The 10,915-nt window shown below is 59.9% G+C and carries 11 protein-coding genes and 1 pseudogene; 5 read left to right on the top strand and 7 right to left on the bottom strand.

The window, feature by feature from the left end; all coding sequences use genetic code 11:
• Nucleotides 1-34 precede the first annotated feature (34 nt).
• Nucleotides 35-616, bottom strand: coding sequence for a hypothetical protein (locus tag H096_RS24880; RefSeq protein ID WP_051422195.1), 582 nt, complete (start codon nt 614-616; stop codon nt 35-37).
• 185 nt (nt 617-801) lie between these two features.
• Here H096_RS24880 and H096_RS24875 point away from each other — a divergent pair, with 185 nt between their 5' ends.
• Nucleotides 802-1,290, top strand: a complete 489-nt coding sequence (locus H096_RS24875) for a type VI secretion system tube protein Hcp (RefSeq protein ID WP_033901992.1) — start codon at nt 802-804, stop codon at nt 1,288-1,290.
• 8 nt (nt 1,291-1,298) lie between these two features.
• Here the strand turns inward: H096_RS24875 and nadE are convergent, their stop codons facing one another.
• From nadE to H096_RS24860, 3 genes are read right to left on the bottom strand one after another with little or no spacing between them, the layout of a single operon-like run.
• Nucleotides 1,299-2,108 (bottom strand): ammonia-dependent NAD(+) synthetase, encoded by an 810-nt coding sequence (gene nadE, locus H096_RS24870; protein ID WP_033901991.1) that lies wholly within the window; start codon nt 2,106-2,108, stop codon nt 1,299-1,301.
• A 1-nt stretch (nt 2,109) separates the two neighbouring features.
• Nucleotides 2,110-3,327, bottom strand: a complete 1,218-nt coding sequence (gene pncB / locus H096_RS24865; protein WP_033901990.1) for a nicotinate phosphoribosyltransferase — start codon at nt 3,325-3,327, stop codon at nt 2,110-2,112.
• Nucleotides 3,328-3,338: 11 nt separating this feature from the next.
• A complete protein-coding gene (locus H096_RS24860) occupies nt 3,339-3,986 on the bottom strand; it encodes a nicotinamidase (protein WP_033901989.1) in 648 nt (215 codons plus the stop codon).
• Nucleotides 3,987-4,133: 147 nt separating this feature from the next.
• Between H096_RS24860 and H096_RS24855 the strand changes: the two genes are divergently transcribed.
• A complete protein-coding gene (locus H096_RS24855) occupies nt 4,134-4,826 on the top strand; it encodes an NUDIX hydrolase (RefSeq protein ID WP_033901988.1) in 693 nt (230 codons plus the stop codon).
• Between the two features lie 137 nt (nt 4,827-4,963).
• On the opposite strand, the gene H096_RS24850 is transcribed toward H096_RS24855, so the two are convergent.
• Nucleotides 4,964-5,737, bottom strand: coding sequence for an L-iditol 2-dehydrogenase (locus tag H096_RS24850; protein ID WP_033901987.1), 774 nt, complete (start codon nt 5,735-5,737; stop codon nt 4,964-4,966).
• An 18-nt stretch (nt 5,738-5,755) separates the two neighbouring features.
• Nucleotides 5,756-7,066, bottom strand: a complete 1,311-nt coding sequence (locus H096_RS24845) for a sugar ABC transporter substrate-binding protein (protein WP_033901986.1) — start codon at nt 7,064-7,066, stop codon at nt 5,756-5,758.
• Nucleotides 7,067-7,276: 210 nt separating this feature from the next.
• On the opposite strand from H096_RS24845, the gene H096_RS24840 reads away from it, so the two are divergent.
• The 3 genes from H096_RS24840 (at nt 7,277) to H096_RS24830 (ending at nt 10,358) form a co-directional block, all read left to right on the top strand.
• Nucleotides 7,277-8,215, top strand: a complete 939-nt coding sequence (locus H096_RS24840) for an AraC family transcriptional regulator (protein WP_033901985.1) — start codon at nt 7,277-7,279, stop codon at nt 8,213-8,215.
• 155 nt (nt 8,216-8,370) lie between these two features.
• Nucleotides 8,371-9,318, top strand: coding sequence for a nucleoside-specific channel-forming protein Tsx (locus H096_RS24835; protein ID WP_033901984.1), 948 nt, complete (start codon nt 8,371-8,373; stop codon nt 9,316-9,318).
• A gap of 14 nt (nt 9,319-9,332) precedes the next feature.
• Nucleotides 9,333-10,358 carry a purine nucleoside permease gene (locus H096_RS24830; protein WP_033901983.1) on the top strand — a complete coding sequence of 342 codons (1,026 nt, stop codon included), beginning with the start codon at nt 9,333-9,335 and terminating at the stop codon, nt 10,356-10,358.
• 9 nt (nt 10,359-10,367) lie between these two features.
• On the opposite strand, the pseudogene H096_RS24825 reads toward H096_RS24830, so the two are convergent.
• Nucleotides 10,368-10,868: pseudogene (locus tag H096_RS24825) on the bottom strand (zinc-binding dehydrogenase); the annotation flags it as partial.
• Nucleotides 10,869-10,915: the final 47 nt, after the last annotated feature.

The following is a 10,915-nucleotide window of genomic DNA, read 5'->3' as shown; positions in this document are numbered from 1 at the left end:
CAGGCGGCTATTTCACCAAATCTGAAAGTCTTTTTCAGAGTTTCCCTATCAACGACACAGCATCCAGAATGGCCGTCGTGTGTTGATACCAAGGTTCGCTATCGAGCCAATCAATATGGGCAGGCTCCCTGGCTTCTTTGTAGACACGGTATAAACCGTTTGCACACTGCCCAAAACTGGCAACAAATGCAGCTCTCCCAATCACGGCCAGTGCACCACTCAGGCCTGCGGTGAACGGCGAAAGCGCGGACCCGCCAGCGATCACCAACCAACTCAATAATGCAGTCCCACAGGCCACTCCCATTCCGATCGATTCAAACACTACCTCCGACTCTCTTGGCTCGTACTCCAACCTGCGCACAAAATCCAACCTCGCCAACGAGCCAGGCATCTCCCGCAAAACCACCCGTTTGGGGAACACGCTGCAAATCGGCTGAAACTCACGCAACGTCACGGGCCACAGCTGTGAATCGAGATACACCACCCCTGCCCCGACAATGGCCGGATCGGCGTCGATAGCCGCAAACAACCGGCGCAGATCAATACTGTTTTCCACTCGCTCACGCGTTGTGAGGTGGGCATTAGGGAAACCGTCCTTCAAGACACTGCTAGCCATTCCTTTACTCCTGAACGCACAAGAGCGCAGAGCGTAAAGAATCAATATCCGGCAAGAATGTCGGAAATATTCCTTTTTGCAGCCAGGCACTTCCCGTTCTCACCTTGGCGTCTTGAGGTCAATCGTCGAAATGGGAAAAGTACGCCCCGCGCCACTCTCGGCTGATGACAAGACAAGGAACGAACATGGCAACCGATATGTTTTTGAAACTGGGAGACATCAAGGGCGAGTCCAGGGACCAGGCCCATCGCGATGAAATCGATATTTCCCGCTGGGGCTGGAGGATGACTCAATCGGGCTCGATGCACAGTGGCACGGGCGGTGGTGCCGGCAAGGTTGATATGGCCAACATCGCGATTGAAAAGTCGCTGGATAAATCCTCGCCCAACCTCATCATGGCGTGCGCAACCGGCAAGCATTACCCCGAGGCTCGAATCGTGGTGCGCAAGGCTGGGGGCGATAGCAGCGTGGAGTACCTGGTGATCATCCTGAAGGAAGTGATGGTCGCCTCCTACGACAGCCGCGCGGCGACAACCAGTGACGTGCTGACCGAGGAAATCAGCCTTAACTTCGCCAGGGTGGAAATCAGCTACCAGCCACAGAAAGCCGATGGCGGCAAAGATGGCGGGCCGATTCGGTTCGGCTGGAACATCCGCGAAAACATCAAAATCTGATCGTCGGCTCAAACCGGAATGATAGGCAGCGCACGCTTGTGCGCTGTCTTGCCGTACGCGCCCTCGACAATCGCCCTCACCCGCTCACTCACCGGCTCGCCCATCAGGTACGCGTCGATCTCTGCGTAAGTGCAGCCGTAGGCCTGTTCATCCAGCTTGCCCGGCACAAGCTCTTCCAGGTCCGCAGTCGGGTGTTTGTGCACCAGGTTGTTCGGGGCGCCAAGGGCCGTGGCGAGCAAGCGCACCTGGGTTTTGGTCAGGCCCGACAACGGCGCCAAGTCACAGGCGCCGTCGCCGAACTTGGTGAAAAAGCCCATCAGCGCTTCAGCGCCGTGGTCGGTGCCGACCACCAGGCCGTTGTGCAGGTTGGCCACGGCGTACTGGGCGATCATCCGCGTGCGCGCCTTGACGTTGCCCTTGATGAAATCGACATGGGCGGCGCTGGCTTCGGTGGCGGTCAGGCTGGCCATGAGGCCGTCGACGCTGGCGGCGATGTTGAGGGTGTCGATCTGGTCCGGGGTGATGAAGTCCAGGGAGGCCTGGGCGTCGCGTTCGTCGGCCTGGGTTTTGTAGGGCAGTCGCATGGCGATGAAGCGTGCAGCGTAGCCTTCGCCGCGCAGTTGCTCCACGGCCAACTGGCACAGACGGCCGGCGGTGAGTGAGTCAACACCCCCGCTGATGCCCAGTACCAACGCCTTGCCGCCGGAGCCGCGCACGGTGGTCTTGATGAAGTCGATGCGCCGCTGGATTTCTTTGGCTTCGCCGCCTTTGACCAGTTGCCGATTGATGTTCAGTTCCTGTGCGATACGTGCTTGCATGTCACACCTCCACGCTGCCGACATTGAACACTTGTGCTGCGTACTGCAAAAACGAGGCGTCTTCGCAGACGTTCTTGATCGGATCATCCGAGAATTTCACCACCGGTTCGCCGTGCACCCGCACCAGTTTCATCACGATGCTCAGCGGCTCGACGCCCTCCCCATCGCAGGCCAGGCTGGTGCCCATGCCGAAGCCGAACTTGGCCTTGCCGCGCACGTGCCGCAGGATCGGCAGGCATTTTTCGAAATTCAGGCCGTCGGAGAACATCAGGTCCTTGGTCATCGGGTCGATGCCCAGTTGCTGGTAGCGGTCCAGGACTTTGTCGGCCCAAGCGATGGGGTCGCCGGAGTCCTGGCGCAGGCCGTCATACAGCTTGGCGAAGTAAAGGTCGAAGTCCTTGAGGAAAAAATCGGTGCTGATGCAGTCAGTCAGGGCGATGCCGAGACGGCCACGGTATTCGCGCACCCAGTTTTCCAGGGCGGCGTTCTGGCTTTCGCGCAGGCGGCCCAGTTGCTGGTGCACCATCAGCCATTGGTGCGCCATGGTGCCGATCAGCGGCAGGTCGAATTCGTAGGCCAGGTGCGCATTGCTGGTGCCGACGAACTGTCCGGGAAAGTCGCGGCGCATGATGTCGACCACTTCGCGCTGGGCCTTGAACGACAGGCGGCGCCGGGTGGAAAAGTCAGACACTCGCAGGTCGGCGAGTTCTTCGCGGCTGAGATTTTTCTGTAGCCAGTCGAACTTCTGGTAGAGCTTGCGGGTGACGTCTTCCAAGGTCACGTCGGGGTATTTGTCGCGGTTGCGCAGCTCGCTGACCAGCGCCAGGACCGGTTGTTCGAACATGATGCAGTGCAGCATAGGACCGACCACGCGGATGTTCAGTTGGCCGTCGACTTCGCTGACGTGGATATAGCGCAGGTTGAAGCGGAACAAGCCGAGGAAGCGCTCGTAGTCCGGGGTGAGGTATTCGCGAAAGCGGGGGTTGAACAGAAAGCGCAGCTCACCTTCGCGCATACGCAGGCTGGCGAGTTGCTCCAACTCGGCACGGATTTCAGGAATCAGATGACCGAGCTTTTCCTTGGACCGCACAATGAAGTTGTACTCCACATCGACATTGGGGTACTGGTGCAACACGGCCTGCATCATGGTGAAGGTGTAGTAGTCGGTGTCGAGCAAACCCCGGATAACGGGCGTTTCGTAGTCGTAGGCACTTTCCATGGTGTGTCTCCTTAACGCGCGGCCATCGCGGCCAGTTCTTCGCGGGTGCTGCTGATGACAGCACCGGCCTTGAGCAACTCATTGACCGCCTGTACGCCGCCCTCCTGCGTAATGGCCCGGCACGCCGGCAAGTGCAAAACCACTTCCAGGCCAGCCTTGAGCAATTGCAACGCGGTGGTCTTGACGCAGTAGTCCAGCGCCAGGCCGCCGACGATTACGCGGCTCACGCCCTGGGCCTTCAAGTACTCGATCACGCCGGTAGACAGCTTGTCGTGCAGGTCGTGATAGCAGGCGCCGTAGGGGTGCAGGTCGGGTTCCACGCCTTTCCAGATGAAGTAGTCGTAGTCATAAGGCGTGGGCAATTCGTCCAGCAAGGTGAAGCCCTCGGTGCCCGGCACGCAATGGCTCACCCAGGTCACATCGGCGTGGGCCAGGCCGGTGGGTTGCAGCATCTCGCTGTGCTGCGACACCACCCAGGGCGCGTGCGGGGTGTGGGCGTCCTTGCTGCCGACGCGATGGCCGGCCAGGCTCGCCATGTAGTTGAGCTCGGCCCCGATCTGGTCGCCACCGGCCACAGGCAACTCACTGGGGCACAGCGGCGTGAAGCTCTTCTGGGCGTCGACGTCGAATGAAGCAATGGCGGATATCGAGAGGGTCATGATGGTTCTCCTGTGGCCTGGAAACAAAAGTACACGTCATGTACTTTCATTGCAAGAAACATTTGGTTATCTATCCTGGAGCAAGTACATGACATATCTGCTCGATTGGTTAGACTGTGCGTCATCGCTGTCTAGAAGGACGTCCACATGCCCCTGAGCCCCTACCTCCACACCGTCGACCTGTGCGTAGTGTTTTATTGCCGCGCCTCAGGGGAGCTGAAATTGCTGCTGAACAAACGCGACGCCGAGCCCTTCACCGGGCATTGGGCGCTGCCGGGCGTGGTGGTGAATGGCGGCGTGCAAGATCTGAGCCTCAAGGATGCGGTGGAGCGCTTGCGGGCGAGTGACAAGGTGGGCCTGGCGCTGGCGTGGAGCGAGCAAGTGGGCACGGTGGGGGATGCGTTTCGTGATCCGCGCTGTTGGTCGTCGTCCACTTACTACCTGGCGATCGTGGCGGATGAGGTAGAGCTGGGTGAGCATCAGGCCTGGTTTTCACTGGCGGGGGTCGCGGATGGCAGCATCAAGCTGCCGTTCGATCACAACAGCATCGTGGCCTCCGTGCAGGAGCGCTTGTTCTCCAAGTCGCTGTACAGCAGCTTGCCGCTGATGTTCCTGGGCAATGAGTTCAGCGCGCCGGAAGCGACCATGATCTTTTCCCTGGTGCTGGGGCGGCCGGTGTTGAAGACCAGTATTCGCCAGCGCTTGCTGAAGCTGACTGAGGCGGGGTTTCTGCGCGAGACCGGGCGCAAGAAGAATGGTGAAGGCGGCAGGCCCCAGGCGACGGTGACGGTTCTCAAACCTGGAGAAATCTACTTCTTCGACCGCTGTTTTGCCGAGTAACGCGTTTTAAAGAACACCGAAAATCACCTGTGGGAGCGGGCTTGCTCGCGAATGCGGTGTGTCAGCCGCCGTACCTGGGACTGATACACCGCATTCGCGAGCAAGCCCGCTCCCACATTCTGGATTGATGTACGGCTCTAGTTCATCCAGTTACCGCCGTCGACGTTGTAGGTCTGGGCCACCACATAGTCTGCGTCCTTCGAGGCCAGGAAAACCGCCATGCCGGTCAAATCGTCCGCCGTGCCCATCCGCCCAAACGGCACCTCATCCCCTACCCGCTTTTTCTTCTCGCCCGGTGCCAATCCTTCATGCTTGGCAAACAACGTATCCACACCATCCCAATGCTCGCCATCCACCACGCCCGGAGCAATGGCATTGACGTTGATCCCCTGCTTGATCAGGTTCAACCCCGCCGATTGCGTCAGGCTGATCACCGCCGCCTTGGTCGCGCAGTAGATCGCCACCAACGGCTCGCCACGGCGTCCGGCCTGGCTGGCCATATTGATGATCTTGCCGCCATGGCCCTGGCTGATCATCTGCCGCGCGGCGGCCTGCAAGGTGAACAGCGTGCCGGCGACGTTGATCGAGAACAGCCGTTCGTAGCTGTCGCGCGTGATGTCGACAATGGGTGCCAAGTCGAACAATGCAGCGTTGTTGATGAGAATATCCAGTTTGCCGGCGCGGCCGACCACTGTGGCAATCGCGCTGTCGATGGACGCCTGGTCGGTAACATCCATGGCGACGGCATAGGCCTGTGGGCCCAGCTCAGCAGCGGTGGCCTGGGCCTGTTGCAGGTTGATGTCGGCGATGGCCACCGTGGCGCCTTCGGCGATGTAGGCCTGGGCAAAGGCGCGGCCGATGCCACGCGCCGAACCGGTGATCAGTGCGCTCTTGCCTTCGAGTCGTTTCATGAAAAAGTCCTGTTGAAGTTATTTCGGGTAGCCGGCGCGTTTCATTTCGCGCTCGGTGGTGGACTGGGCTTCCAGCAAGGCCTGGTCAACCGACATGCCACCGGTCAGCGCCGCAGAGAACAGCTTGCCGACCGAGGTGCCGATGGCCTGGAACTCGGGAATGGTCACGTACTGAATGCCCACGTAAGGCACCGGCTTGGCCGAAGGGTGCGCGGGGTCGGCGTGCTTCATCATTTCCAGGGTTACCTGGGCAAACGGTGCGGCCTTCAAGTACGCCTCGCTGTAGGTGGATTGTCGGGTGCCCGGCGGTACGTTGGTGATGCCTTCTTTATCAGCGACCAACTGGATGTACTCCTTGGAAGTCGCCCAACTGATGAAGGCCTTGGCAGCGTCCTTGTGCTTGGACGTGGCCGGAATTGCCAGGGACCAGGCATACAGCCACGAAGAACCTTTATCGGTGACTTCGGTAGGCGCGGCAGCGAAACCGACGCTGTCGGCGACCTTGCTCTGGCTCTTGTCGGTGGTGAAGGAGCCGGCGACGCTGGCATCCACCCAGATCGCGCACTTGCCGCTGTTGAACAGCGCCAGGGTTTCGTTGAAACCATTGCTGGACACGCCCGGCGGGCCGTATTGCTTGAGGGTGTTGACGTAGAAGTTGGCGGCCGCCGTCCACTCGGGACTGGTCAGCTCGGGTTTCCACTGCTCGTCGAACCAGCGCGCGCCAAAGGCATTGGCCATGGTGCTCAGCAAGGCGATGTTCTCGCCCCAGCCGGCCTTGCCGCGCAGGCACATGCCATATTGGCCCTTGTCCTTGGCGGTGAGCTTGGCGGCGAACTCGCCGAGTTGGGTCCAGGTAGGATGCGCGGGCATGCTCAACCCGGCCTGCTTGAACAAGTCGGTGCGGTAGTAGGTGACGGTGCTTTCGCCGTAGAACGGCAAGGCGTACAGGGTGTTGTTGACCGACAGGCCCTGGCGCACCGAGGGGAAGATATCGTCGGCGTCATAATCGGCCGGCAGCGGGGTCAAGGGTTCCAGCCAGTGCTTGGCGCCCCAGAGTGGGGTTTCGTAGGTGCCGATGGTCAGCACGTCGAACTGCCCGCCCTGGGTAGCGATGTCAGTGGTGAGGCGCTGGCGCAGCACGTTTTCTTCCAGCACCACCCAGTTGAGCTTGATGTCCGGATGCTGCGCTTCGAACACCTTGGACAGGCGCTGCATGCGGATCATGTCGCTGTTGTTGACCGTGGCGATGGTCACGGTGTCGGCGGCGTGGCTGGGCATGGCCAGCGCCAGGCCGGAAAGCAGGAACAACGCTTGCGGGAGCTTGGACATAGCGGTTTCTACCTGTTGTTTTTGTTGTTGAGGGCCGATTACAGCAGCTTGGCCAAGCCCCCACAAACGCCTGGAGGATGGGCGACTGGTACTTTTTTAACCGGAGCGTGAAAGTTAAAAAAGTATCAGTACCTGGCGAAACCAGGAGTAGCGCGCCCATGACTGAGGCGCGTATTTTGAAGCGATTCCAAGCATCATAAGAATCCCACCATGCCCATCAGCCGCGCCAAGCTGTTCGAGCACCGCCCCGCCGAACTCGAAGTGATCCTGCCCGAGCCGGACCATTGCTTCCGCTGGTTCGAACATGACTACCCCTACGACCTGGCGCGCTGGAACCACCATCCCGAATTTGAAATCCACCTGATCCGCCAAGGCAGCGGCAAACTGGTAGCGGGCGACTACATCGGTGCGTTCAGTGCCGGGCATGTGGCCCTGATCGGCCCCGACCTGCCCCACGACTGGATCGGTGAACTCGCCCCCGGCGAATACCTGAGCGGTCGCGACGTGGTGTTGCAATTCGATGGCGCCGCCCTCCTCGCCCTGCGCAAGACCCTGCCGGAACTCGGTGACCTGCAACCGCTGTTCGAGCATGCCCGGCGCGGACTGGAATTCACCGGCGACGCCGCGTTGCAGGCTGCGCGCTTGATGGAAGCCATCGGCAGCGCCCACGGCCTGCAACGCCTGATCCTGTTCCTGCAATTGCTCGACACCCTGAAGAACGCCCCGACGCAACAGGTCAAGGCACTCGCCAGCCCGTGTTATGCGCCGACGTTGGATGCACGCAGCGCCGAACGCATCAACAAGGCGTTCGACTATCTGATGCGCGAGCTGACCGGCGATGTGCGTCTGTCGGTGATTGCGCAACAACTGGAGATGAGCGAGCCGGGCTTCTCACGCTTCTTCAAGCGCAACACCGGCCACGGCTTTATCGACCTGATGCGCAAGTTCCGTGTGCAACGCGCCTGCCGACTGCTATTGCAAAGCGACATGTCGGTGGCGGACATCTGCTTTGAAGTGGGCTACGCCAATCTGTCGAATTTCAATCGACACTTCCGTATCGAAATGCACCAGACGCCAAGCGACTATCGACGTGAAACCGCGATGCACCTGTTCCAGCACATTGAAAAAATGACACCCAGTCAATTCTGACCAAAAGGTCGACTAAATCCCGCTTTTTTCAATTTGATCAAACGATTGAGCAAACTTGGTACAGCATGTGCAAACGTTTGCGGTACGAACTTGCCAGCCAAGTTCACCCTTACCCGAAGAATCGGGTTCAAACCGCGTACGAATAGGGATTTTCAATGCACCCCACCTCAAGGCGTCCTGCCTCCTTTGGTGTTTCCTTGCTACTGGCCGCCGTTACGGGAGTACTCAGCACCCCCATTTTGGCGCAGGAAAAACCCGTGGATGACTCAGCACAGGGCGAAACCCTCAGCCCTGAAGCCAGCCCGGCGAAAAAAGGCGTGTACCTGTCGGACTGGTTCAACCAGGACCTGACATTGATCGGCAGCAAAGACATCAGCTTCGGCCCCAAGCCACAGGATGATGTCTACCTGGAATACGAGTACTTCGGCCGTAAGGGGCCTTTTGAGCTGTACGGCTACATCGACGTGCCGAAGATCCTCACCATCGGTAACAGTAATGACAAAGGCGTGTGGGACCATGGCTCCCCGGTGTTCATGGAGCACGAGCCGCGTATCTCCATCGACTACCTGGCGGGCCGTAGCCTGGCCATCGGGCCGTTCAAGGAGTGGTACGTGGCGTTCGACTGGATCTACGACCATGGCAGCCGCAAGGAAAACCGCGCCAACACCCTGTACAGCGGCCTCGGCACCGACATCGACACCCATTCGCGGGTGAACCTGTCGGCCAACTTCTACGGGCGTTACCAGTGGGAAAACTACGGCGCCAGCAATGAATACTCATGGGACGGCTACCGTGCGCAGATGAAGTACATCGTGCCCATCGGCAAATTCGATAACGGTGCTTCGCTGACCTACATCGGCTTCACCAACTACGATTTCGGCTCCGACCTGCACAAGGACAACCCGGCGCGCACCGCCAACTCGCTGGTCGCGACCAATGTGCTGCTGTACTCGTTCACCCACCTGCGTTTCACCCTGGTCGGCCGTTACTTCCATAACGGCGGCAACTGGGAAGACGGCAGTGAGTTGAATTTCGGCGAAGGCAACTTCCGCGCCCGTTCCGATGGCTGGGGTTACTACGCCGGCGTGGGCTACCAATTCTGATCAAGGAGCTTTAGATGAACGCGTTTACACGTCTATCAATGGCGGTCGGCCTGGCGCTGCTGCCCCACGTGGTGCTGGCCGATACCGCACCGATCAAACCCAAGGTGATGCTGATCACCATGTTCGCCCCTGAGGCGCAAACCTGGATCGATCGCCTGGAACTCAAGCAGGAAGTCCGCGTGCCAGGGCTGTCCGCTGAATACCCGGTGATCCGCTGCAACACCCAGGACGTGTGCCTGTTGGTCACCGGCATGGGCCAGACCAACGCCGCCGCGTCCACGCTGGCCTTGGCCTTGTCGCCCAAATTCGACCTGCGCCAGAGCTATTTCCTGATCGCCGGGATCGCCGGCATCAGCCCCAAGCACGGCACCATCGGCACCGCCGCCTGGGCGCATTACCTGGTGGAATTCGGCACCCAGTGGGAGTTGGATTCGCGGGACGCGCCCAAGGATTGGCCGACGGGTTATATCGGCATCAACACCAAAGGCCCCAACGAGAAACCACCGTTGGACTACAAGACCGAAGTGTTTGAGCTGAACCCCAAGTTGCAGGCCAAGGCGTTTGCCTTGTCACAAAAAGTGGAGCTGACCGAAAGCAAGGAGTCCGCCGCCTGGCGCAAACACTACCCCGCCGCCCCCGCCAACCAGCCGCCGCAAGTCACCCGCTGCGACACCCTGGCGGGCAACACCTGGTTTTCCGGTACACGCCTGAGCGAACGCGCCGAAGTCTGGACCAAGCTGTTGACCGACAACAAAGGCGAATACTGCACCACCCAACAGGAAGACAACTCCACCTACGAAGCCCTGCTACGCGCCAGCCGCGAAGGCCTGGTGGATATCCAGCGCCTGGCGGTGGTACGTGCCGGTTCCGACTTCGACCGCCCGTACCCTGGCTACAGCGAAGTGGACAACCTGCTGAAGTACGCGGATCAGGGCGGTTTTGTGCCGGCGCTGGAGAACCTGTACCGCACGGGCAACCCGCTGGTACAGGCGATTCTCAACAACTGGTCGGCCTGGGAGAAAGGTGTTCCCGAAGCCTGACCGCCGGGATCAAGGCAGGAAGATGATTTTGTCTGTGCTGCCTTGATTCACCTCCTCATAGCACTGCACCCCATCGGCCAGCGCCACTTCACGCAAGCCGGTGGGCAACGGCAACAGGCCTTCATCAAAGAATCGTCCGAACTGCTCCAGCATCACCGCGCACTGCTCGCAGTTGTAGAGCAACGAATTGATCCCCACCACCGAGCCACCTTTGCGATACAGCGCCAGGGCCGGCAGTTGTACATGGCCGTCCACCGGCGCGGCGATGATCGCGATGCGGCCGAACGGTGCCAAACCTGCAACGGCTGCCGGCAGCCAGAAACCGGTGGTGTCGAAGATCACATCGGCACCGCCCTTGAACACCGCATTGACCTGCGCACCGAGCTCTTCCGGTTTGTCCAAGGCAATCGCCTCAAAACCTTGCGCCTGCAATACCTCGACCTGCCCTGGTCGACGTACAGCGGCCAACACCTGGGCGCCACGGATTTTTGCCAGGGCCAGGGTCGCGCTCAATGTCATCAACTTTGGAAATTATCCATAAATATCATATAATTAGC

The organism is Pseudomonas sp. FH1 (assembly GCF_000510895.2).
GTDB classification, from domain to species: domain Bacteria; phylum Pseudomonadota; class Gammaproteobacteria; order Pseudomonadales; family Pseudomonadaceae; genus Aquipseudomonas; species Aquipseudomonas azotoformans_A.
This window is presented reverse-complemented; position numbering and strand designations above follow the sequence as displayed.